Annotated in this window: 23 protein-coding genes and 1 riboswitch; of the genes, 15 read left to right on the plus strand and 8 right to left on the minus strand. The window is 65.2% G+C overall.

Annotated elements, in window-relative coordinates; genetic code table 11:
* Nucleotides 1-149: 149 nt before the first annotated feature.
* Together G572_RS0121605 and G572_RS0121610 are read right to left on the minus strand one after the other, a co-directional pair.
* A complete protein-coding gene (locus G572_RS0121605; protein ID WP_029060239.1) occupies nt 150-842 on the minus strand; it encodes a protein phosphatase CheZ in 693 nt (230 codons plus the stop codon).
* 156 nt (nt 843-998) lie between these two features.
* Nucleotides 999-1,382 (minus strand): response regulator, encoded by a 384-nt coding sequence (locus G572_RS0121610; RefSeq protein ID WP_029060240.1) that lies wholly within the window; start codon nt 1,380-1,382, stop codon nt 999-1,001.
* 246 nt (nt 1,383-1,628) lie between these two features.
* Here G572_RS0121610 and G572_RS0121615 point away from each other — a divergent pair, with 246 nt between their 5' ends.
* The 7 genes from G572_RS0121615 (at nt 1,629) to G572_RS0121645 (ending at nt 8,683) form a co-directional block, all read left to right on the plus strand.
* Nucleotides 1,629-2,084 carry a MaoC family dehydratase gene (locus G572_RS0121615; RefSeq protein ID WP_029060241.1) on the plus strand — a complete coding sequence of 152 codons (456 nt, stop codon included), beginning with the start codon at nt 1,629-1,631 and terminating at the stop codon, nt 2,082-2,084.
* Nucleotides 2,085-2,228: 144 nt separating this feature from the next.
* Nucleotides 2,229-3,242 (plus strand): bifunctional riboflavin kinase/FAD synthetase, encoded by a 1,014-nt coding sequence (locus tag G572_RS25210; RefSeq protein ID WP_051242904.1) that lies wholly within the window; start codon nt 2,229-2,231, stop codon nt 3,240-3,242.
* Entirely contained in the window at nt 3,239-4,195 is a 957-nt protein-coding gene (locus tag G572_RS25215; protein WP_245566271.1) for a DMT family transporter, read from the plus strand. Before G572_RS25210 ends, G572_RS25215 begins: the two co-directional genes overlap by 4 nt.
* A 57-nt stretch (nt 4,196-4,252) precedes the next feature.
* On the plus strand, nt 4,253-4,741 hold the full coding sequence (gene lspA / locus G572_RS0121630) for a signal peptidase II (RefSeq protein ID WP_029060242.1): 489 nt from the start codon (nt 4,253-4,255) through the stop codon (nt 4,739-4,741).
* Between the two features lie 146 nt (nt 4,742-4,887).
* Nucleotides 4,888-5,619, plus strand: coding sequence for a hypothetical protein (locus tag G572_RS25220; RefSeq protein WP_051242908.1), 732 nt, complete (start codon nt 4,888-4,890; stop codon nt 5,617-5,619).
* A 192-nt stretch (nt 5,620-5,811) separates the two neighbouring features.
* Nucleotides 5,812-7,251, plus strand: a complete 1,440-nt coding sequence (locus G572_RS0121640) for a M16 family metallopeptidase (protein WP_051242909.1) — start codon at nt 5,812-5,814, stop codon at nt 7,249-7,251.
* Between the two features lie 76 nt (nt 7,252-7,327).
* Nucleotides 7,328-8,683: a M16 family metallopeptidase gene (locus G572_RS0121645; RefSeq protein WP_029060244.1), complete on the plus strand. Its 1,356-nt coding sequence runs from the start codon at nt 7,328-7,330 to the stop codon at nt 8,681-8,683.
* A 247-nt stretch (nt 8,684-8,930) separates the two neighbouring features.
* On the opposite strand, the gene G572_RS0121650 is transcribed toward G572_RS0121645, so the two are convergent.
* Nucleotides 8,931-10,304 carry an EAL domain-containing protein gene (locus G572_RS0121650; protein ID WP_029060245.1) on the minus strand — a complete coding sequence of 458 codons (1,374 nt, stop codon included), beginning with the start codon at nt 10,302-10,304 and terminating at the stop codon, nt 8,931-8,933.
* A gap of 218 nt (nt 10,305-10,522) precedes the next feature.
* On the opposite strand from G572_RS0121650, the gene G572_RS0121655 reads away from it, so the two are divergent.
* Nucleotides 10,523-10,720: a heavy-metal-associated domain-containing protein gene (locus G572_RS0121655; RefSeq protein ID WP_037547878.1), complete on the plus strand. Its 198-nt coding sequence runs from the start codon at nt 10,523-10,525 to the stop codon at nt 10,718-10,720.
* 16 nt (nt 10,721-10,736) lie between these two features.
* Here G572_RS0121655 and G572_RS0121660 read toward each other — a convergent pair whose 3' ends face one another.
* From G572_RS0121660 to G572_RS0121670, 3 genes are read right to left on the minus strand one after another with little or no spacing between them, the layout of a single operon-like run.
* Complete coding sequence (locus G572_RS0121660; RefSeq protein WP_051242911.1) at nt 10,737-11,456, minus strand: ABC transporter ATP-binding protein; 720 nt, start codon at nt 11,454-11,456, stop codon at nt 10,737-10,739.
* On the minus strand, nt 11,453-12,691 hold the full coding sequence (locus G572_RS0121665; protein ID WP_029060248.1) for an ABC transporter permease: 1,239 nt from the start codon (nt 12,689-12,691) through the stop codon (nt 11,453-11,455). The genes G572_RS0121660 and G572_RS0121665 overlap by 4 nt, the downstream gene beginning before the upstream one ends.
* Before the next feature lie 46 nt (nt 12,692-12,737).
* Nucleotides 12,738-13,769 (minus strand): efflux RND transporter periplasmic adaptor subunit, encoded by a 1,032-nt coding sequence (locus G572_RS0121670; protein WP_029060249.1) that lies wholly within the window; start codon nt 13,767-13,769, stop codon nt 12,738-12,740.
* Between the two features lie 258 nt (nt 13,770-14,027).
* Between G572_RS0121670 and G572_RS25225 the strand changes: the two genes are divergently transcribed.
* Together G572_RS25225 and G572_RS25230 are read left to right on the plus strand one after the other, a co-directional pair.
* Nucleotides 14,028-15,515 carry a sigma-54 interaction domain-containing protein gene (locus G572_RS25225; protein ID WP_051242914.1) on the plus strand — a complete coding sequence of 496 codons (1,488 nt, stop codon included), beginning with the start codon at nt 14,028-14,030 and terminating at the stop codon, nt 15,513-15,515.
* Between the two features lie 80 nt (nt 15,516-15,595).
* Nucleotides 15,596-16,213: a hypothetical protein gene (locus G572_RS25230; RefSeq protein ID WP_051242915.1), complete on the plus strand. Its 618-nt coding sequence runs from the start codon at nt 15,596-15,598 to the stop codon at nt 16,211-16,213.
* 15 nt (nt 16,214-16,228) lie between these two features.
* Here G572_RS25230 and G572_RS0121685 read toward each other — a convergent pair whose 3' ends face one another.
* On the minus strand, nt 16,229-17,860 hold the full coding sequence (locus tag G572_RS0121685; RefSeq protein ID WP_029060250.1) for a TadE/TadG family type IV pilus assembly protein: 1,632 nt from the start codon (nt 17,858-17,860) through the stop codon (nt 16,229-16,231).
* 315 nt (nt 17,861-18,175) lie between these two features.
* On the opposite strand from G572_RS0121685, the gene groES reads away from it, so the two are divergent.
* The 5 genes from groES (at nt 18,176) to G572_RS0121710 (ending at nt 22,734) form a co-directional block, all read left to right on the plus strand.
* A complete protein-coding gene (groES, locus tag G572_RS0121690; protein ID WP_029060251.1) occupies nt 18,176-18,463 on the plus strand; it encodes a co-chaperone GroES in 288 nt (95 codons plus the stop codon).
* Nucleotides 18,464-18,603: 140 nt separating this feature from the next.
* Entirely contained in the window at nt 18,604-20,247 is a 1,644-nt protein-coding gene (gene groL / locus G572_RS0121695) for a chaperonin GroEL (RefSeq protein ID WP_029060252.1), read from the plus strand.
* A gap of 253 nt (nt 20,248-20,500) precedes the next feature.
* Complete coding sequence (locus G572_RS0121700) at nt 20,501-20,713, plus strand: SlyX family protein (RefSeq protein ID WP_029060253.1); 213 nt, start codon at nt 20,501-20,503, stop codon at nt 20,711-20,713.
* A gap of 91 nt (nt 20,714-20,804) precedes the next feature.
* On the plus strand, nt 20,805-22,130 hold the full coding sequence (locus tag G572_RS25235; RefSeq protein ID WP_084650430.1) for an MFS transporter: 1,326 nt from the start codon (nt 20,805-20,807) through the stop codon (nt 22,128-22,130).
* A 39-nt stretch (nt 22,131-22,169) separates the two neighbouring features.
* A riboswitch (SAM-I-IV-variant riboswitch) is annotated at nt 22,170-22,312 on the plus strand.
* Nucleotides 22,313-22,353: 41 nt separating this feature from the next.
* Nucleotides 22,354-22,734 carry a hypothetical protein gene (locus G572_RS0121710; RefSeq protein ID WP_029060254.1) on the plus strand — a complete coding sequence of 127 codons (381 nt, stop codon included), beginning with the start codon at nt 22,354-22,356 and terminating at the stop codon, nt 22,732-22,734.
* 22 nt (nt 22,735-22,756) lie between these two features.
* Here the strand turns inward: G572_RS0121710 and G572_RS0121715 are convergent, their stop codons facing one another.
* Nucleotides 22,757-23,110 carry an acyl-CoA thioesterase gene (locus G572_RS0121715; RefSeq protein ID WP_084650431.1) on the minus strand — a complete coding sequence of 118 codons (354 nt, stop codon included), beginning with the start codon at nt 23,108-23,110 and terminating at the stop codon, nt 22,757-22,759.
* Nucleotides 23,111-23,337 lie beyond the last annotated feature (227 nt).

A 23,337-nucleotide genomic window follows, 5' to 3' on the forward strand; every position in this document is an offset into this window, starting at 1 on the left:
GCGCCAGGCTCCGGCCAAGCGCATGAGAAAAAGCCGGCTCCCTGTCGGGAACCGGCTTTTCAGGTCACCGGCCACTCGCGGGGGCGCTGGCCAGGCAATGCGGCACCTCTTGACGGGTGCCGGGAACACGGGCGCGCCGAGGGGCGCGCCTATCCGAAGAGCTTGTCGATCTCGTCCTGGGCGTCCTTTGGAGCCTCCGTCGACATCATGTCGTCGACGTCGGACTGGGACACGCCCTCGCCGGCATGCTGGGGTCCGTGCAGGATCAGGTCGCGCTTGCGCCGGTCTTCATCCGTTTCCTCGGCCGGTGCATCGTCGCATTCGGTAATGCGCAGCCGCTCGACGAATCCGGTGACCCGGCGGTCGATTGCATTGAGCGCGTTCACCACCTTGGAAATCCGCTGGCCGGTGATGTCCTGAAAGGCGCAGGCCTCGAACATCTCGATCATCTTGTCGTTGACGAATGCCCGGTAATCCGCCGGATCCATGTCGTCGTCGGCCGCCATGATCGTTTCCGCCGACTCCATGATCGTATGGGTCGCGGATTCGGTCGCCTCGACGATGGCATCCAGCTCGCGGCCGGCTTCCGGAATCTGGTTGTCCTTCATGTCGTTGGGGCGCAGCTGAAGGATCTCGGTCTTCAGCCGCGAGATCTCGTCGGCGATCGCCGTGAGTTCGGCGGTAACGGTCGGCTGCACAGCGCCGAGGAACTCGCGCATGGACCCGGTCATCATCTCCGCCAGGTCGATCACGTCGTTCAGTGTCACGTTGCCGTCGCGATCCTTGTTTTTCTCAAGGAAGGTGATCAGGCTCGTAACGTCTTCTTTTCTGAGAGCGCCCATGACACCCTTTCTTGTCTGCCGGGACCGGATACAGGCCAAGCCCGCTCCGCACCATCGATGCGAAGAGCCCCTTGCGCGCCCGCGGACGCACACTCCCTCATTCGCCGGCGGCACCGCCGCCGGAGATACACTTCAACCGGCTTCGGCAGGCGCCGGTTATTCGGCGAACACGGCCTCGATCTTGCCCTTCAGCGTCTGCGCGTTGAACGGCTTCACGATGTAGTTGTTCACGCCTGCCTTCTTCGCGGCGATCACGTTTTCCGTCTTGGATTCCGCGGTCACCATGATGAAGGGGGTCTTGCAGAGACCGGCGTCGGCCCTGACCTGCTTCAGCAGCTCATATCCGGTCATCGGTTCCATGTTCCAGTCGGAGATCACCAGGCCATAGCGGCGCTGCTTCATCTTCTCCAGCGCTTCCGTACCGTCGGCAGCGTCGTCGATATCCTCGAAACCGAGCTGCTTGAGCAGGTTGCGAATGATGCGGATCATGGTCTTGTAGTCGTCCACCACGAGGACCGGCATCTGAACATCAAGGGCCATTGTCTACTCCATACTGTCAATCTGCCCGACCCGTTGAACGGGCGTCTGATGCTTTGTTGTCTTCAGGAGGAAGACACATTTCGTGTCCCCGCCTCCCCACGCTGTAAGACTTTAGACGCCGGGGGCTGAAAACTCCGTTAATTTGCCAGTCCCTTCTTCCTCAAAAGCTCAATTGCCCTTGATCGCATCAGCGCCTAGCTTCGCCAGGCACCAGTATTTCACTATCGGGAGGAAAAAGATCGCGTCATGCTCACCCTGCAAACACTGTACTTCGAGGACCTTTCCGTCGGGCAAAGCGAATGCCTTATCAAGACCGTGAATTCCTCCGATGTCGTTGGTTTCGCCGAAGTGTCCGGAGACCGCAATCCCATCCACCTGTCCGAGCACTTCGCGGCGCGCACCCCGTTTCGCACGCGCATCGCCCATGGCCTCTACACTGCAAGCCTGATTTCCGCGGTCCTGGGCACGCGACTGCCGGGTCCGGGCGCGATCTATCTGTCGCAGACGCTCAATTTCCGCGCGCCGGTGCGAATCGGCGACGACGTGACCGTGACGGTGACCGTTGCGGAACTGATGGAAAAAGGGAACCGTGCGCGGCTCGACTGCAAATGCGCCGTCGGAGAGACGGTGGTCCTGGAAGGAGAAGCCGTCGTCAAGGTGCCGCTGCGCAGCGACACCGAAAGCGACGACCCGCGCGCTTGACGTTTCCCGGGAGAATGGGCAGGGTCCGCCAAACCTGCGGACGGGGCGCAATGTCGCGGCCCCGCCCGACAGAACCCGCCGGCACGCCGCCGGCCGTCTTCCCGTTTCGGCCGGCCACCGCGGCCGGTGAGTGGCCCGATCCAGATGAACGAACATTCGCCTTCCCGCTTCGTCGCAATTGACGATCTCGACGCCTTCCCGGCCCATCTTCGCGGCGGGGTCGTCGCAATCGGAAACTTCGACGGGGTACATCGTGGCCACCGACGGGTTCTCAAGACGGCGCTGGCACAGGCAAAGGATGCCGGCGTTCCGGCCTATGCGCTGACCTTCGAGCCACATCCGCGCAGCGTGTTTGCGCCCGACAAGCCGGTCTTCCGGCTGACCCCGCCGGCCCAAAAGGCCCGCATCATCCAGGCGATGGGACTCGATGCGATCGTGTCCGTGCCCTTCACCCGCGCCTTTGCCGGCATCGAGGCGGAAGCCTTCGTCACCGACATTCTTCAGTCCCGCTTCGGCATCTGCCATGCGGTGACCGGCTACGACTTCCATTTCGGCCGGGCGCGGCGCGGCACCCCGGAGTTCCTCAGCGAGGCGGGAGCAGCTGACGGTTTCGGCGTGACCATCGTCACCGCGGAAACCGACGAAAGCGCCACGGCGGTCTCCTCAAGCCGTATCCGTGCGGCACTGGCGGAGGGCGACGTCGTTCTCGCCAACGCGCTGCTCGGCTATCGCTGGTCGGTGGAAGCGGAGGTTCGCCACGGCGAGAAGCGCGGCCGCGATCTCGGCTATCCGACCGCCAATCTCGCACTGCCGGCTGAAACGCAGCTCGCGCACGGGATCTATGCGGTGCGGACCTGCGTCGACGGGCGCTGGATCGACGGAGTGGCAAGCTACGGCCGCCGCCCGACCTTCGACAATGGCGCCGCGCTCCTGGAAGTCTTTCTCTTCGACTTCTCCGGCGATCTCTACGGCAAGCGTCTGCGCGTCATGCTGGCCGCCTATCTGCGGCCGGAGCTGCGCTTCGACAACGCACAGGCGCTGATCGCCCAGATGGACCGCGACAGCGCGGAAGCCCGCGCCGCCCTTGCCAGCCTGACCCCGCTCGGCTCCCTTGACAGAACGCAGAACGGCCTCCCCGGCGAGGATGCCGGCGCTTGAGCGCGCCCCTGCCCATTCCCGCGCCCAGCATCACCGTGATGCGCGGCATCGCCTTGATGAGCTTTGCGATGCTCATGGTGCCGCTGATGGACACGGTCGCGAAATACCTGACCGGCGCCCTTCCGCCGTTGCAGATCACGCTCGGCCGGTTCGCCTTCCAGATGCTGTTTGCCTTTCTCACCGCGGCAATCGGACCGGGGCTCGCGGCTCTGAAGGCGCCGCGGCTGTGGCCGCATCTGCTGCGCGGCTTTTTTCTCTCCGGCGCATCGGCCTGTTTCTTCACCGCGCTGAAGACCATGCCGATCGCCGACGCCATCGCGATCTTTTTCGTCGAGCCGATGATCCTCACGGTCCTGTCCGCGCTGCTCCTGGGCGAATCCGTCGGACCGCGGCGCTGGAGCGCGGTCTTCGTCGGGCTGATCGGCGCGATGATCATCATCCGCCCGGGGTTCACGGAATTCGGGCCGACCGCGCTGCTGCCGCTGGCGGCCGCCTTCCTGTTCGCGCTCTATCTGGTCATCACGCGCCGCCTGTCTGGCGAGGGCTCCATGCTGAGCGTGCAGTTTTCGGCAGGCCTTGGCGGCGCGATCCTGCTTGGCGCGCTGACCGTCGGCGGCACCGCCGCCGGGATCGAGGACGCGACGCCGGTGATGCCCGACCTTCCCTCCTGGGGGCTTCTGGCCATTGTCGGCGCGATTTCCTTCTTCGCACACGGCCTGATCGTCAAGGCCTTCGCCGCCGCCCCGGCCTCGGTACTTGCGCCGTTCAACTATCTGGAAATCGTCAGCGCCACGCTGTTCGGCTATCTGGTCTTCGGCGATTTTCCGGACGGACCGACGTGGCTCGGAATTGCGCTGATCGTCGGCAGCGGCATCTATATCGCCCATCGCGAACACCGCCTCAGCCGTGCCGAAATGGCCGCTCGCGCCACCCGCACCGGCCCGCCGGACTGAGCGCCGCCCCCGCGGCGCCGGAAAACGCCAACCGCACACCAGCACACGGAAACCGACATGACACGATCGCGCCTCTGGGGACCGATGAGCGGCTTGATCCTGGCAATCGGGCTGGCCGGCCTGATCGCCGATCAGGCCTTCAAGGCCTGGATGCTCTACGGCTACGAGATCGCCGCGCGCGGACGCGTCGCTCTGACGCCGTTCTTCGATCTGGTGATGGTGTGGAACTACGGCGTCTCCTACGGCCTGTTCCAGCAAGACGGCGCTTTCGGCCGCTGGGTGCTGGTTGCCGTGACGCTCGTCATATCCATCGTTTTCTGGATCTGGGGCGCGCAAAGCGACCGGCGGCTGCCGGCGATCTCCTTCGGGCTGGTGCTCGCCGGCGCGCTCGGCAACGGCATTGATCGCGTCGTCTACGGAGCGGTCGCCGACTTCTTTCATTTCCACGTCGGAAGCTTCTCCTGGTACGTGTTCAACCTCGCCGACGTGTGGATCGTTGCCGGCGTGGCCGGCCTGCTGTATGACAGTTTTCAAAAGCGGCCCTAATGATGCCGTATTGGGCCGTCTGAGTGCAGCTGCCTCAAAGGGACCGATGCCGGTCCGCTTTGCGCTGTCTTTCGCATGCAAGTGACCCGGCCGCCCCGCATCCTCGGACGCGGCGACAGGCCGGAAACCGTACAAGGATCGCCGCCGTGTCGCGTCGCCAGAAGGTCTCCCTTTCCTCTTCCACGCTGCGGCGCAGCCGCGCCGGCCTTTTCGCCGTTTGCGCCTCTGCGCTTCTGCTTGCGGCCTGCCAGACCGGATCGGACGGGTTCAACGACGGCACGGAAACGGACGAGGCCCCCGACACGGCGATGATCCGCGGCCTGATGGAAGGTCTTGGTGCGGTGGACGCCAAGTCCGAAGCGAAGATCGAGTACACGCCACGCGCACCGCTGGCGATGCCCAGCAAACTCGACACGCTGCCTCCGCCCGAGGCACCCGAACAGGTCGCCAACTGGCCGACGCAAAACGACGACGACCTGAAGCGCATTCAGGAAGTTTATCGCAACGACGGGCGCGGGAGTTCGGATCTGGATGGCGACGGCCGCAGCAACGCGCGCCAGTCGCGGGGTATCCAGCAGCTTGTCTCCGGCGGCGACGACCGCAATTATGCCGCCGAACGCCGGAATGAAGACCGGCTGGAAAGCGGCAAGATGAAGCCGAACGAGCTCAACCAGCGCGTCGGAGTCGCCGAAACCTCGGCGATTCCCGTCGACGAGAACGGCGTGCCTGTCCGCCGCTATCTGATCGAACCGCCGACGGCCTATTCCACGCCGTCCGCGGACGCGCCGATGGCCGCACCGAAAACGGTGAACCGCGCGCCGGAAATCAGCACGACCGAGCAGATCATGAACGGCCGCTCGGCCCGCACGATCGACTAACGCGGCCGGCGCCGCTGCCACGGTCCAGACAAAATCCTCTCCCGCCTGTTCGGCGATTGCCTTCGCATGCCTCGCGCAGCGGGAGACGACACCGCGAACCTGACCGACCTTACGAAAAGTTCACGGGCTTTTGCGCGCCAAGCGCCTATATCCTGTAAAGCCAAGACACAAACCCGTTTCCGGAGCAATGCCGTGCCGCAGTCCGCTTCCGCTCTCCCGCGTCTTTTCCTCGCTTCCGCGCTGGCGCTTGCGCTCGCGGTGCCGGGCGCATCCCTCTTCGCCGCCCCGACAGTGGCGGCCCCGCTCAAAGCCGCCGATGCGGCGGCCTTCGCCGACATCAAGATCGGCGGCGACATCGAGAGCTTTCGCCTCGACAACGGTCTGGAGGTCGTCGTGATCCCGGATCGCCGCGCGCCCGTGGTCACCCACATGATCTGGTACAGGGTCGGTGCCGCGGACGAGCCGGCCGGCATGTCCGGCGTGGCGCATTTCCTCGAACACCTGATGTTCAAGGGCACGGAAAAGAACCCCGACGGTGCCTTTTCCAAGCGCGTCGCGGCCATCGGCGGACAGGAAAACGCCTTCACCTCCAATGACTACACGGCCTATTTCCAGCGCATAGCCCGGGAGCACCTGCCCGAGATGATGGCGCTGGAGGCCGACCGCATGGAAAACCTCATCCTGACCGACGCGGTGGTGGCGCCGGAGCGCGACGTCGTTCTGGAAGAACGGCGCATGCGCGTGGAAAACGATCCCGGCGCGATGCTGGGCGAAACGCTCGACGCGGTGCTTTACGTCAATCACCCCTACGGAACGCCGGTGATCGGCTGGCCGAGCGAGATATCCGCGCTGTCGAAGGACAATGCGATTGCCTTCTACGACCAGTTCTACACGCCCAACAACGCGATCCTGATCGTTGCCGGCGACGTCGACGCCGAGACGGTCCGCACGATGGCCGAGGACACCTACGGCAAGGTCGCGCAGCGCGCCGATCCGGGAGACCGCGTTCGTCCCCGCGCGCAACGCGTACCGGGTGCGCTTGAGGTCGACCTCGCCGATCCGCGCGTCAATCAGCCCAATTTGCGCAAAGCCTGGCTCGTTCCGAGCTACACGACGGACGAGGCCGACAACGCCCCTGCCCTCGACATTCTCGCCGAGATCCTGGGCGGCGGCAGCACCAGCCGGCTCTATCGCTCCCTGGTGATCGACCAGGGCATCGCCTCCTCCGCCGGCGGCTGGTACCAGTCGAGCACCCTCGATGACAGCCGCTTCATGGTCTATGCCGTGCCCAGCGACGGAACCTCTCTGGAGGATCTCGGTGCGGCGACGCGCGGGGTCATCGACACGCTGATCGCCGAAGGCGTCACGGAAGCCGAACTCGAGCGGGCCAAGACCGGCCTGCTGTCGTCGGCACTCTACGCCCAGGACAGCCAGTCGAGCCTTGCGCGCATGTTCGGCGTGGCGCTGACCACCGGCTCGACCATCGAGCAGGTGCGCAGCTGGCCAGGCGCGATCAGCGCCGTCACAGCGGAAGACGTGCGCAAGGCGGCCGAAACCTATCTCGCACCGCGCCCCGTCACCGCCTATCTGCGAGCGCCCGAAGCCGCCAGCGCCCCGACCGCAAAGCAGTAGTCACGCGGCATCGGGCGCCCAAGGTGCCCGATGCAGGCCGCTCCTTCATCCTTTCATCAATACGGAGATGCCCGTCATGGGGATTTCAACCGCCGCCGCACGACCCGCCGCCCGTCTGCCCGCCCTTTGGCGCACCGGCCTTGTGGCCTTCGCCGTCATTGCCTCGCTCGCAATTGCCACCGTCGATGCACGGGCGGTCGAGATCCAGACGGTGGAAACGCCGGGCGGGCTGACCGCCTGGCTGGTCGAGGATCACACCGTGCCCATCGTGGCCGTCAATTTCGCCTTCGCGGGCGGATCGGCGCAGGATCCGGACGGCAAGGCCGGCCTTGCCAACCTGATGGCGGCAACGCTCGACGAAGGCGCGGGCGAACTGGATTCGCAGGCCTACCGACAGCGGCTGGAGGACCTGGCCGTCAAGATCGGCTTCGACGCCGGCCGCGATGCCTTTTACGGCTCGCTGCGCACGCTGACGCCCAATGTCGACGAGGCTTTCGAGCTCCTGCGCATCGCCGTCAACGAACCGCGCTTCGACGCGGAGGCGGTTGGCCGCATGCAGCGCCAGATCGTCTCCGGCCTCAGGCGCGAGCAGAAGGATCCCGATGCGATCGCGAGCCGGGTGATGTCCGAAACCGCCTACCCGGACCACCCCTACGGCCGTCCGTCGAACGGAACGGAAGAAAGCGTCACCGCATTGACGCCGGCAGACCTCAAGGCGCTGCACGGGCGGCTCGTTGCGCGCGGTGAACTCAAGATCTCCGTCGTCGGCGCCATCGATGCCGAGCGCCTCGCGGCGCTGCTCGACGCGACCTTCGCCGATCTGCCGGAAAACGCGGACCTCACTCCGGTCGGCGACGTCACGCCGAAGACCGGCATCCGCAAGGACGTCGCCTTCGATGTGCCGCAGACCTCGATCCGCCTCAGCCTGCCGGGCCTGAAACGCGACGATCCCGATTTCATTCCCGCTTACGTGATGAACCACATTCTCGGCGGCGGCTCGTTCTCGTCCTGGCTCTACGAGGAAGTGCGCGAGAAGCGCGGCCTGGCCTATTCGGTCGGCTCCTACCTGGTGCCCTATGACCACTCGGGCGCCTTCCTGGCGGCGACCGGCACCCGCTCCGACCGGGCTCCGGAAACGATCGCGATCATCACGGCGATGATGACACGCATGGCCAAGGACGGCCCGAGCGCGGAGGAACTGGCGAAGGCCAAGGCCTTCCTCACCGGATCCTACGCGCTGCGCTTCGATACGTCCGACAAGATCGCCAGCCAGTTGCTGGGCATCCAGATGGAGGAGCTCGGCCTCGACTATATCGACAATCGCAACGCGATGATCGACGCGGTCACGCTCGACGACATCCGCCGCGTGGCGGAGCGTTTGCTCGCCAATGCAGATCCGATCGTGGTGACGGTGGGCGCCGGCGCAAGCTGACGCCGCCGGCGCCTACCGACGCGTCCGAGAGACGCGTGAGACCGACAACGACGGGTGCGAGTGCTTTCCCGCTTTCATTCCGGGCAATCGGATGCGCGACCCGGCACCGGAGAGCAGGGACCCTTTGTATTGCGGTGCGATACCCGCAAAATGCAGAGGCTCCCCGACCCCGGATCGCCGCTTGCGCGGCGTCCGGGATGACGCGTCCTTAAGAGTTTGTCATCAACCCCAGGCGTCCAAGAGACGCCTATTCGGCCGCCCGGCGCATCGCCTTGGGCGGGCGGCCCTGGAGCACCTCCGGGCGCACGGGCCGCGGCGGGGAAAACAGGTAGCCCTGGCCGATGCGGGCATCGAGATCGAGCACCTCAAGAACCTGCGCTTCCGTCTCGATGTGATCGACGATCAGTTCCATCGCGAACCGACGCAGCAGATCGCCGAGATCGGCCGGATGAATATGGCTGTCCGGCATGCGTTCCGCCCCGACCAGCCGGCCGGCGTGAAGTTTCACATAACGGAAACCCCGGTCCGACAACGCCTTGAAATCGAGGCGCAGATTTGTCACCCGGTCGATGGAGAAGCGAAAGCCCAGATCCGCAAGGGCAGCGAGGCTTTCGTGCTCCAGCGCGCCCATTTCCGAGACATCGCGCTGGCTGAACTCGAATGTCAGCTGATCGCTGAAGCCGTCGTTGGCGCGCAGAAAATCCAGAAAACCCGGGAAGAACTTCTCGTCGACCAGCGTTTGCGACGACAGGTTGACGAAAAGGCCGGACCGCCGGTTGCGATTGGTCAGCCGGCGCAGCACCTGGATCGCGCGAAACAGCATCAGATTGTCGATGGCCGGCATCATTCCGGCGCGAGTCGCCTCCTCGATGAAATCGACCGGTTCCAGATAGACTTCATTGTGATCGCGGATGCGCGTCAGCGCCTCGTAGTCGCGCACCTGGCGCTGGGGAAGCGTCACCAGCGGCTGAAGGAAGAGATCGACACGGTTGTTGTCGAGCGCCTCCTGGATGGTGCGGCGAAGGGCGAGATCCGGCGGCGTTTCGCGCGGGCCGACCGCCGGGGGCGGTTGCGGGGCGCGGCGCGGCTCGGGGTCGACACGCGGCGGCGGGGGCGCCTGTTCGTTCGTCCGGTCGATCCCGGAATAGCCAAGCGCGCGCGGCGCCTCCTCGTAATGGCCAAGGCGCTCGCGCGGCTGCGGCGGCGCGACAAGACGCTGGTCCTGCTCGTCGATGCGGTCTTCCATCCCCGCCATCGCCTCGGCCATCTGCTTGATCAGGCTGCCAAGCACTTCGACCTCGGCAAAGAGCGGGTCGATTTCCTCGCGGGTGCGGCGCGGCAGGTTGGTTTCCATGCCGGTGAGCCGGCCCTCGAGGTTGCCGACATCCTGATCGACCTCCAGGACGCGCTCCTCAAGCTCGGCCACCCGCGCGCTGACGTCGCTGCGGTCGCGCTGTCGCGTGAACACCAGATGCACCACGACCATCGCGCACAGGATCGCCAACCCCAGCGAGAAGGCCTCGCCCGCGGGACGGGCGAACTGGAACAACATGATCGCGGACACGGAAGCCGCAATCACGCCCATGCAGAGGAAAATGAAGATCGTTGTCGCGCGTGCCATACTCGTCCTTCGGCTCGGCCGAATCACCCTGCCGCTCAATAGTGCATGAATACGCCGATTCTTCCGAGTCTCCACCCTTCATGCAACACGCTGCAAGCCGCGCCGACCTTGCCGGTCCTGTCCGCATCGGGACTTCTGCGGTCTTGACGTTCCAGCGACTGTAACCGCCAGTGTGTCGCCAGTATCCCGATCTCAACAGCATGGAGAAAGACGGCATCATGATCGAACTGCGGATCGAGGGCATGGCATGCCAGGGCTGCGCGACATCGGTGGAGCGCGCGATCGCGACCGCCGACCCGGCAGCAAAGACCGAAATCGACCTTCAGAGCGGCCACGCGCGCATCGAAAGCGACTTGCCCAGGGACAGACTGGTCGCGGTGGTGGAAGCCGCCGGCTACGACGTTCCCGCCTCCTGAGCGGCGCCGTTCTCGCTCACGGATCGGCCAGCATGCCGTCGACCAGATGCAGCCGGCGATCCATGCGCGCGGCCATCTCCAGGTCGTGGGTCACGGCGATCACGGTCTTGCCGTGGTCGTCGACGAGCTTGCGCAAAATCTGGAAGACCTGTTCGGAGGATTTGCTGTCGAGGCTTCCGGTCGGTTCGTCGGCGAGAATGGCCGGCGGATCGTTGGCCAGCGCGCGCGCCACCGCGACGCGCTGGCGCTGACCGCCCGACAGCTGGATCGGCAGCTTGTCGACATGCTCCTCCAGCCCGAGTTCGCCCAGCATCCGGACCGCCCGGGCGCGCATGTCCCGCGTTCCCAGTCTCTTGAGCTTGCGCATCGGGATCATGACGTTTTCGGCGACCGAAAACTCCGGCAGCAGAAAATGGAACTGGAACACAAAACCCAGGGTCGACAGCCGCTCGCGCGCACGCCGCGTCTCGGAATGCAGATGGGTCGGGTGGCCGTTGATCAGCACCTCGCCCCGGGTCGGGGCATCCAGCAGGCCCAGAAGGTAGAGCAGCGACGACTTGCCGGAGCCCGACGGCCCGGTGATCGCGACGAATTCCCCCGCCCCGATGGTCAGATCGATGTCGCGCACCAGCGTCACCGGAACCAGACCGGGCAAGATGCGCGTCAGTCCGCGCGCCTCGATCAACGGCGGTGCGGCGGCGCCGGCCGGGGGCCTTGTCTGGGCGGACAGGCTCATGACGCCCCCCGGATGATGTCGACCGGATTCAGCTGCGCGGCGCGCCTTGCCGGCAGGTAGCCGGCGATGCCGGCGGAAAACAGCGCGAACCCGCAGGCAATCGCATAGTGCCAGGCGCTGTAGTAGATCGGCAACGAGGTCAGCTCGACATTCGTCTTCACCTCGAACGCCAGCGATCCGAGAAAGACGCTCAGGCCATAGCCGAGCACCGAACCGAGCACCGAGCCGACGATGCCGATGAACAGCCCCTCCATCAGGAAAATCCGGCGAATGTCGGCCTGATCGAAGCCCAGCGACTTCAGGATCGCGATGTCGCGCGCCTTCTCGTGGACGATGGTCGAGACGATGGTGAAAATGCCGAAACCGGCCACGAGCAGGATCGCGCCGACAACCGTGTACATGATGATATTGCGCACCATCAGCACCTCCATCAGGCTTTCGTTGGCCTCCTGCCAGGACGTGGCGCGGTATCCTGTCATGCGCTCCACGCGCTGCGCGACCGCGCGCGCGGAATTCACGTCCTTCAGCCGGATCGACAGGCGGTTGATGGCATTGGGCCTCGAAAACAGCACCTGCGCGGTCTTGAGAACCGTATAGCCGGTCGCATCGTCGGCCTGGGTGACGCCCGTGTGGAACAGGCCGATCACCTTCAACCGGCGCACCGCGCCGGAGGAGGTCGACACCGCCAGCGTGTCGCCGACGTTGGCGCCGATCTTGTCGGCGACGCCGTCGCCGATGATCAGGCCGTTCAGATCGGCGGCGAGATCCATGAAGGCGCCCGCACGCATGTCCTCGCCGATGGTGGAGACGCGCAGATGCGCGGCAGGATCCACGCCCGTGAGCGCGACCGCGACATCCTTGCCCCCGTAGCGCAACACCGCCTGGCCGGAGAGCGAGGCCGCCATCCCGCCGGGAAGCCAGTTTTCCAGCATCGCCTTGATGCGCACCGGGTTGCGCAATCCGCGCGTGTCGTCGTCGGGACGCGCACCGATCACATTCACCGCGTCGAAGCGGGCGGCGGCCGGCGGAGGAGCGGGGTCGCGGCGGTCGTCGCTGACCTCGACATGCGGAATGGCATCGACCAGCGTGGCGACGAAATCGCGCTGGGAGCCCTCCATCAGGGCGGCCATCGCGATGGAAAACCCGACCCCGAGCATCACGCCCAGCACCGACACGATGCTCTGGCGAAACCGTCCGCCGACATGGGTGAGCGCGATCGACAGGATCAGCGGCACGGCGACACGCTCCGGCACGCGCCGGCGACACTGCAGGCGCCGCCCCTCATTGCGCGCCCTCCGCCCCGTCCGCCCCCGCGAGCGGGCGCGCCGCCAGGCCCGGCTCCAGACCGTCGCGCCACACGGCGACCACCCGCGCGTCCGATGCGAGACCGTCGAGCACCTGCACGGTTTCGGTGCCGCGGATGCCGATGTCCAGCGCGCGCGCCGCGAGACGGCCGTCGGCGCCAAGCACCAGCACGCGATTGCCGTCGACCGCCGACAGCGGCACCAGCATCGCGTCCTCGACGACCTTGACGACGATGTTCACGTCGCTGGTCATGCCGATCATCAGCGGCGGCGGATCGGAAAACGTCAGATAGACCCGGTAGGTCTTGAGGACGGGATCGCCCTTGGGCGTGATCTGGTCAACCACCGCGTCGAACGACCGACCGGGAAAGGCGTCGGCATGCACCAGCGCCTTTTGCCCGGTGCGCACCAGGGGAATGTCTTCCTCGTTGACATCCGCGACCACGCGCAGCGGACGGGGCTTGCCGACCCAAAACAGCACCGCGCCCGGTTCGGCGACCTCCCCGACCTCGCCATCGCGACGCAGCACCTGGCCGTCCATCGGCGCGCTCAGTTCGTAATCCGACAGGCGCGCCGTCTGCGCGGCCAGCAGCGCGACAGCGCGGGAATGGTCGTTTTCCGCCTGTTCGAAGGCGCGCTGCGAAATCACGCGGCGCTCCAGCAGGCCGACGGCCCGCTCGAGGTTCTGCTTCGACAGTTGCACGCGCGCCTCGAGTTCGGCGGCGGTCGCACGCGCATCGGACGCATCGAGACGGCCAAGCACCGTCCCTTGCGTCACCGTCTCGCCCTCGCAGGCGCACATCTCGATGATGCGCTCGCGCAGGACGCTCGTCACCTTGGCCCAGCGCTCGGGCTCGACGACGCCGGTGGCATAGACCACATCCGCCGCCCGTCCGCTCTGCGGCGACACAAGCGCGACCGCAACGGGGCGCGCGGACCACCACCAAAGGGCACCCGCCCCGGCTGCGGCAAGGACGATCAACAGGAAGAAAAGCGCAAATCGTTTCATGGGTCCCCATTGCCGCGGACGGTCCAAACCGGTCCTTCTTCGGATCCGGCGCGACCTTAGCACCGGCGGTGCGCCCAACCTATCCGCAGAAGCCCGCAACCAAACAGCGAGGTTTTGAGCCAATCCCCGGCGCATTGCACGCGCCGGGTCGCAGAGATTTCAGCCGGAAACGCTTTATTTACCATGTCCGGCGAAGATTCTAACGGCAAATCAATTCGATGCCGACGTTTCGGCTGAACAAAAGGGGGTCGCCAACGCATGGAATCCATGCATGGCGCTGAGGGGCAAATCCGGCTGGCCGTTCTCGACGGCAACGGCTCGATGCGCAATCTCGCGGGATCAATCGTCGACGCAATGGATCACCCTTGCGCAACGCCGTTGGCTTATCACAGTTTCGAACCGTTCTACGCGGCAAGCACCCAGGTGCGGCCCGACGTGATGATCGTCGATCTCGAAACGCTCGGTCAGGACGGTCACCTGTCGCGCCTCGCCGCAGCGCAGCCGCAGGCCTTCCTGATGGCGGTCAGCACCGGGCAGTCGCTGTCGCGCAGTCTCTCGGCCATGGAGGCCGGCGCGCATGACGTGATTTCCGCCGGGGTCGATCCGGCATCGGCCGCAGAAAAGATCGACCGCTTCCTCATCCAGAACGCCCGCCCGACCCGTGCCGACGGCTCCCGTCGTGCGGCGCGCGCGCCCTCCTCCGCTGCCGGATCCGGCGACGGCGAACCCTTCCGCTTCGAGACCTTCGTCGGCGGATCCCCACGCATGCGCGAGGTCTATGACCAGATCGACCGCATGGCCCCCTCCGCCGCCCCCGTCTTCATCACGGGTGAATCCGGCAGCGGCAAGGACCTTTGCGCGGCGGCGATCCACAGCCGCTCGCCACGTCGCAAGGGGCCCTTCATCGCGATCAACTGTGCCGCCGTTCCCGGCGAACAGATGGAAAGCGAGCTGTTCGGGCACATGAACAGCGCCACCGACGGTGCAAGCGACATGCACGTTGGCGCCGCCGAAGCGGCGGACGGCGGCACGCTCTTTCTCGACGAGATCGGCGAGATGGACCTGGCGCTGCAGTCGAAACTCCTGCGTTTCGTCCAGACGGGAGCGGTGCAACGCGTCGGCGACACCCGTCAGCGCACGGTCGACGTGCGCATCGTCTGCGCGACGAACCGCGATCCGATGACAGAGATTTCCGAAGGACGGTTCCGCGAGGACCTGTTTTACCGGCTTCACGTTCTGCCGGTGCGCCTGCCGGCGTTGCGCGACCGGCGCGAGGACATCCTGCCGCTGGCGCAGGCTTTCCTCGCCCGCTTCTGCGTAGAGGAAAGCCGCCGCTTTCTCGAGATCGCCGGCTGCGCGGGCGAGAAGCTCCTGACCTACGACTGGCCGGGCAATGTCCGCCAGCTGGAAAACGCGATCCGCCAGGCTGTCGTTCTGCATGACGGCGAGGCATTGCGTGCCGAAATGCTCCCGGGCTTTCTTCTCGGCGAAGGCCTGTCGACGCGACTGGAACCGCTGCGCGATGGTTTTGCCGCCCCGGCGGCGGGCCGGCCGATCGACGAGATCGAGCCGCTTTGGGCGCAGGAACGGCGGATTATCGAAACCGCCCTGACGGCCTTTGACGGAAACATCGCCAAGGCCGCGGCCGCCCTGGAAATCTCCCCGTCCACCATCTACCGCAAACGCCAGTCCTGGACCGAGCGGATGAATGGCACGACGCCCGCGTTCACCGCATTCGCCGGTTGATCTTGTCGTTTGCCGCGCCGCGGTCTATAGGGTGCGCCGCACGACAGGGGCGCGCGAAACGACAAGGGGCGGGGCAATTCATGAGCACGGTCGGACATCCGGACAAGGGCGACGGGCGGGGCACGCGATACCGCCATGCACTTGCAGCGCTTGCACTTCTGACGGGCGTAACAACCGCGCCCGTGCAGGGCGCGGAAACGACGGACCCGGTCGCGCCGGATTTGAGCGCGGCGCTTGCGGCGAGCGCCGAGGCCTGGACGGATGCGCCTCTGGGCTTTGCCAGGGCCCTCTTCATCGAGGGCGATGCCGGCGGCTTCGGACAATACACGCCGCGTGACACCGCAAGAGCTTTTGGGCCCGACGACACGCTGACGGTCTATGTCCAGCCGCTCGGATACGGCTTCGTGGAAAGCGCTGAGGGTTTTGGCATCCGCCTCATCGCGGACTACGAGTTGCTTAACCCGTCCGGACAGGTGCTGGCGGCGCAGACCGGCTTTGCGGAGCTTTCCTACGACAGCCGCGACGAACGGCGGGAATTCCACGCCCTCCTCCGATTTCGGTTCGACGGCCTGCGCGCCGGCGACTACGAGCTGGCGGTCCGGCTGCATGATGTCGCAAGCGACAAGCAGGGCGACATCCGTCTGCCGTTCCGGATCCGGGACAACGCCACTGGAAGCGGAACGGACAGCACGCAATAGAAGCGCGGCGGCGGTTTACTCGTTCAGGCGCAGTTTGCTGATTTCGTCGGCAATGCGCTCGAAGGCCTCGACGAGGTCGCCGTTGGAGCGGGCGTCGAAGGCCATGTTCGCGTTCGATGCGCAGTTGCGCATCATGTTCACCGTATCGCGATCGTTGATCTGGAACGCAACGGTATAGACGCTGATGCCGTCCTTCTTGGCATTCTGACAGGCGAGCGCGGTGCGCTGGTCCATCGCCCGCGCGATCTCCCAGGTGCTGTCGACGCCGGGACCGAGACGCTGCTCGCGCCCATAGCCATAGGCATTGATGTTCGTCTTGTTGAACGAACTCTGCCCCTGATAGGTGTTGGCGCCGTCGGTCATGACGATCAGGATGCGCACGTGTTCGTCGTCGCTGTCCTCTTCGCGCACACGGCCTTCGGTGAAGGGGACCTGCGGCGAGAGGACCCGCCAGCCCCACACGACACCCTGGTGGATGTTGGTGCTGCCATTGGCCCTCATGTTTTTCAGATCGCGCAGCACGTCCGTCTTGTTTGTCGTCAGATCGGTCAGCGGCTGGGTGCGACAGGTGTAGTTCGGCCCCTTTGTGTAGGAGTTGCCGAAAGACCTGTTCTGGTTGCGGTACTTGCACATGCGCTCTTGCGCATAGAGATATTCCGGTCGGCCCTTCTTGCGGGCTTCCTTCGACGCCTTCTTGCGGCAGCCGCCGGAATCGTCGCGGATGTAATCGTTCGAGTGGCGGTCGTTCCGGCGCTTGTACTTGTAATCCGGTTCGTCCGGCGCGAATTCCGGTACATAAAGCGTTCCCGGCACACGCTTGTCGGGCACATCGTCGGTGACGTCGTAGGGAATCGGACGAGCCTCGACGCAACCGAGCCACTTGGTGTGCTTGAGCTGCTTGAAGAGGGTGAAACGGCTGGGCTTGCCGTTGTAAAAATACCGGCTTTCCATCTCCGCCGGATCCGGCGTCCCGTTCGCGCGCGTCTCGAAATTGGTCCAGTGGATCGGAGACTGACCCTCCCGGTCCATCCAGCTCGCGTTTTCCTTGTCGCCGCCGATGTTGACGAAGGAGGTGAAGGGGACGAGCCCGATCTTCACACGGTCTTTCTTGTCGCCGTTCTCGTTGATCGCGAAGAGCGTCTCCGCCAGATCCTCCGAGGCATCCTTCAGCGTTCTCAGCTTGCTCCCGCCCATCGATCCGGAATTGTCGAGCACCATCACGACATCGAATGTCGCCTTGCCGATCACCGTTTGCGACCGCACGCCGACATTGACCTTGTCGACGTTGAGCATGCCACCGAACAGCGTCTGGACGGCCTCGGTCGCCGACACGGTCACCGTGCCCTGCTCCACCGTCACATCGAGCTTCACGGCGGAGGGATCGCCGCCCTTGTAGATGGCATTGAAGTAGTCGGTCGCATTGGCCCGGACCTTGGCTTCCGCCAGGCCCTCGCTCTCGTAGTTCGCGGCAAGCGCCGTGGCATCGACCGCCGCCTGGAGATTGACCCTCGTGTTGGACGCGCGCGAATAATCAAGCCCGGCCCCGACGACAAGCACCACGAAGCCAAACGTCAGCGCAAACGGAATGGCAATGTTTCCGGAGCGCTGAGCGACAAGATCCCTGACAAAAACGGCAATGTTCTTCATGGCGGGGAGACTACGCTCCAGCCATTGCCAAATCCTTTAGGCCGCTGCTCGATTCCGGACGAAAACCGCAAGTTTCGGGATCGAGACCGCATCCCCCACGGACCGCGAGGATCGACGTGTCGCGGATGCGGTCGCTTTTGCAAAAAACCGGTCCGGGAAATCATTGACAGGCACCCGGCACCATCCTACATCAAGCGCGCTGTTAGCACTCTCATTCACGGAGTGCCAACGTGGTCTGCGTTCGCTGCCGCGCCGTCTTAGTTCCGGCGCGGACAGGAGGGGTACCACGCTGGCCAGAAAAGGAAAGAGCACGATATGAAGTTCCGCCCTTTGCATGATCGCGTCGTGGTTCGCCGCGTCGAATCCGAAGAAAAGACCGCCGGCGGGATCATCATCCCGGACACCGCCAAGGAGAAGCCGCAGGAAGGCGAAATCGTCGCTGTCGGCCCCGGCTCGCGCAAGGACAACGGCGACCTGATCGCGCTGGACGTCAAGGCCGGCGACCGCGTGCTGTTCGGAAAGTGGTCCGGCACCGAGGTCAAGATCGATGGCGAAGACCTTCTGATCATGAAGGAAAGCGACATCATGGGCGTTGTCGGCTGATCAGCCACGCCAGTCCCCTTTGCCCGTCTTCCGCGCCCGCGAACCGCGTCCGCAGATGAACCGCATCAGGTTTTGCACATCGGCGTGAGCGGATATCGCGCCGGGAGCCGGGTTCCCAAAACATCAGGAGACGAACGATAATGTCTGCCAAGGAAGTCAAGTTTTCGACAGATGCCCGCGACCGCATGCTCAAGGGCGTCGACATTCTCGCCAACGCGGTGAAGGTCACGCTCGGCCCCAAGGGCCGCAACGTCGTCATCGACAAGGCCTTCGGTTCCCCGCGCATCACCAAGGACGGTGTCTCCGTCGCCAAGGAAATCGAGCTTGAAGACAAGTTCGAGAACATGGGCGCGCAGATGGTCCGCGAAGTCGCGTCCAAGACCAACGACATCGCCGGCGACGGCACGACCACCGCGACCGTTCTGGCCCAGTCCATCGTCCGCGAAGGCGTCAAGGCCGTTGCCGCCGGCATGAACCCGATGGACCTGAAGCGCGGTGTCGATCTCGCCGCCGCAGCCGCCGTCAAGGATCTCGAGGCCCGCTCCAAGAAGATCTCCACCTCCGGTGAAGTCGCACAGGTCGGCACCATTTCGTCGAATGGCGACGAGCAGATCGGCGCCGACATCGCGGACGCCATGCAGCGCGTCGGCAACGAAGGCGTGATCACGGTCGAGGAAGCCAAGTCGCTCGAGACCGAACTCGAAGTCGTCGAAGGCATGCAGTTCGACCGCGGCTACCTGTCGCCGTACTTCGTGACCAATGCCGAGAAGATGATCGCGGACCTGGAGAAGCCCTACATTCTCCTGTTCGAGAAGAAGCTCTCCAACCTGCAGGCCATGCTGCCGATCCTGGAATCGGTCGTGCAGTCCAGCCGTCCGCTCCTCATCATCGCCGAGGACGTGGAAGGCGAGGCTCTCGCAACGCTCGTCGTCAACAAGCTGCGTGGCGGCCTGAAGATTGCCGCCGTCAAGGCACCGGGCTTCGGCGATCGCCGCAAGGCCATGCTTGAAGACATCGCCATCCTGACGGGCGGCACGGTGATCTCCGAGGACCTCGGCATCAAGCTCGAGAACGTGACGCTCGACATGCTCGGCACCGCCGACAAGGTCGAGATCACCAAGGAAACCACCACGATCGTCGACGGCGCCGGCCAGAAGGCCGACATCGAAGGCCGTGTGTCGCAGATCAAGGCGCAGATCGAGGAAACCTCCTCGGACTACGACCGCGAGAAGCTGCAGGAGCGTCTTGCCAAGCTCGCCGGCGGTGTCGCCGTGATCCGCGTCGGCGGTGCGACCGAAACCGAGGTGAAGGAAAAGAAGGACCGCGTCGACGACGCCCTCAACGCGACCCGCGCGGCCGTGGAAGAAGGCATCGTTCCGGGTGGCGGCGTCGCCCTGCTGCGCGCCAAGAAGGCCGTCGAGGCTCTGACGTCGGACAATTCCGACATCCAGGCCGGCATCAAGATCGTGCTCCGCGCGCTTGAAGCCCCGATCCGCCAGATCTCCGAAAACGCCGGCGTCGAAGGCTCGATCGTGGTCGGCAAGATCCTCGAGAACAGCGACCCGAACTTCGGCTTCAACGCCCAGACCGAAAAGTTCGTCGACATGGTCGAGACCGGCATCATCGATCCGACCAAGGTCGTTCGCACCGCTCTTCAGGATGCGGCTTCCATCGCCGGCCTGCTCATCACGACCGAAGCCATGGTCGCCGAGCTGCCGAAGAAGGATGGCGGCGGCGGCGCTCCGGCAATGCCGGGCGGCGGCATGGGCGGCATGGACTTCTAAGAAGTCCAACGCCAGCCCGTCTCCTGAACGGCCGAAACCGCCAACAGGCGGTTTCGGTTTCGAAATCCTCCGCGGGTTTCAAATGCTCTCAACGGGCGGTCCTCGGGCCGCCCGTTTTTTTGGTCCCCGTCTGGCGTGACGCGGTCCCGCGACTGCGTTAGGGTTTGCCGTCGCCGCGGGGGGTTGCAGGCCGGATCAGGCGATGGCCCGCAGGACACGCATTCTGGCACGGCAAGCCTTGGAAAGTGGGCAAATGGACAGCGACACGCTCGCACGGATCGACCGGCTGGAGGAGCAGATTGCCCATCAGTCGCACACCATTGATGAACTGAACGAGGTGGTGTCCCGCCAGGCGGACCTCATCGACGGACTGACCCGCAAGATCGCCGCCCTGACCTGTCAGGTGGAAGACCTGGAAGACGCATCGATTCCGCAGCCCGCAATCACCAAACCGCCGCATTACTGATGCGACTGGCGGTCCTGCCCGGTTCCCTGCGGCCCTGGCCCGCCGCGTCCGGACGACGCCCCGACCAGTTGAGCCGACGGCACAAGACAAGATGAGCCAGATCTTTTCCATTGCAGCGCTTCTGGCAGGCTCCGGCCTGCTGCTGCTGGCTGGCGGCCTGCACGGCCTGCTGCTGCCGCTGCGTGGCTCCGCCGAAGGCTTTTCGGACACGTCCCTTGGTCTGCTCGGCACCGGTTGGGCAATCGGCTATGTCGCCGGCTGTATCATGACGCCGATGATCGTGAGCCGCGTCGGTCACATCCGCACCTTCGGCGTGTTCTGCTCGCTTGCCGGCATTGCCGTTCTGCTCAATCTCGTGTTTCTGCACCCTGCCGCGTGGATCCCGCTGCGGGCGTTGTCCGGTTTCTGTTTCGCCGGGGCTGCGATGGTGGTCGAGAGCTGGCTGAACGAACGCGCCACGCCGGAAACCCGGGGGCGGATCTTCGGCTTTTACACGATGATCAATCTGGCCGCGACGACGGTCGGGCAGATGCTGCTCACGCTGGGATCTCCGTCGGGCTATCTCTTCTTCGTGATCGGCTCGATCATCTATTCCCTGGCTCTTCTGCCGACCGCGCTGTCCACGGTTGCCGCTCCGGTCCCGCTGCTGCATTCGCGGCTCGACATCAAGATGCTCTGGCACAATTCGCCGGTCGCCGTCATCAGCGTCTTTCTCGTCGGAATCTCAAACAGTGCCTTTGGTACGCTGGGAGCCGTCTACGGGCGTCAGATCGGTCTTTCCGTGACCAGCATCGCCACGATGATGTCGGTTGCGCTGCTTGCCGGCGCCGCGATCCAGGTTCCGATCGGGCTCCTGTCCGACCGGATGGACCGACGCATCGTGCTGGTGGGCATCGGCGGTGCCGCCTGTGCCATCGGCGCCGTGCTGGCCGTCGGCGGCGGCCTGCCGCATCTGGCAATCATCGGACTGGTCGCCGCCTTCGGCGGGATGATCTACTCGATGTATCCCGTGATCGTCGCCCATGCGAACGACCACACGCCGGCGGGCGAATTCCTCAAGACCAGCGGCGGCCTGCTTCTCCTGTTCGGCGCAGGCTCCATCGTCGGCCCCGTGCTCGCGGCCGCGATGATGACCTTCACGACGCCGCAAGGCCTCTTTGCCGTCACCTCGGCGGCCCACGCCGCGCTCATCGCCTTTGCCCTGTGGCGGATGACGCAGCGCAAGCCCATCGCACCGGAAGACCGCGAAGACTTCGTCGCCATGCCTTCGGGCGTGCGCTTCTCCACGCCGGAAACGCTCGCCATGGATCCGCGCGTGGAAGACAGCGAGGTGGAAGCCGAGCACGAGGAATACGATCCGGGCCGGGAGCCGAAGGACGACGACGCAGAGCTCGAGACACCGGCCGCCTCGACCTGAGACCCGCTTGCGCCAGCCGGCCGTTCATGGCATAGGGTATCCCATCATCAAGAGAAGGGCTGGCGCCCTCGCCAACCTGCCCGACCGGGCAAGGTGGTTTCCCTGATGGGTCTTCCCGATTTTGCGAAATCGGCGAACGCCATGGGGATGTGGCCGCGAAAGCGGCAACGAAACGGTCACCGTTTGCGCCAGTCCTCCTCGGGAAACCGAAGGAGGATTTTTTATGTCCGCACTGTCCATCGCGCCCTCCAGGGCGTCCGCCGACGCCAATGCATCAGCCGTATCCGGCGACCCGTCGAGCGACGCGCAGCGGTTCGCGGAGCTGCGCGTGCTTGCCGCGGGGTGCCGGATGCGTTGGGGGGGGTCCCCGAATGCCTCAAAACCGGCACTGCCGCTTTCGGCACATGTGCGGGCCGAGCGTCTGGAAGCGCTGCTGGCACTTTGGGAGACGGGTTGCCGGCGGGCGCTCGACGAGGAGCTCTTCCGCGACATCGCGCAGCGCCACCCGCGCATGGCAGCGACCTTTCGCAAACGCCTGTGCCGGCGAGACAGGCGATCCGTCTCGCCGCCGCCGTCGCGGACTCAATTGAAAACGGCCGGGTGATGCCACGGCCGCCGACGGCGTGTCAGTCCGCCTCGGGCGCGGGCGGAACGGGGCGTGGGCGGCCGGTATCGTCCACGGCAACGAATGTGAAACTCGCGTCCGTGACCTTTTCGCGCACGCCATGCCGATGGCGCAGCGCCCAGGCCTCGATGGCGACCTTCATCGAGGTGCGGCCGACGGAAGAAATCGCGCAATAGACGCAAAGCACGTCGCCGACATGGACGGGACGGATGAAAGTCATCCGCTCCACCGAGATCGTGACCACCCGACCGGAGGCGCGCTGGCCCGCCGCGATCCCGCCGGCGAGATCCATCTGCGACAGAACCCATCCGCCGAAGATGTCGCCTGCGGCATTGGTGTCGGCGGGCATCGCCATGGTACGCAGGGTCAACTCGCCCGAGGGACCGCCCGTTTCACTGTCTTGCGTCACACATCTGCTCCCAGAAGATCCGCCGCGCATCCTGCGCCGCCCCGGCCGAACCTAAGGCGAGCCCGGAGCAAAACCAATACGGCAGCATGAACAAGAACGGCGGGACTTTCGTCCCGCCGTCGATCGCGTGTCGTCGTCCCCTTGCGGGAAGCGGGTATCAGGCCGCGGCGACG

This window comes from Stappia stellulata DSM 5886 (genome assembly GCF_000423705.1).
Taxonomy (GTDB): domain Bacteria; phylum Pseudomonadota; class Alphaproteobacteria; order Rhizobiales; family Stappiaceae; genus Stappia; species Stappia stellulata.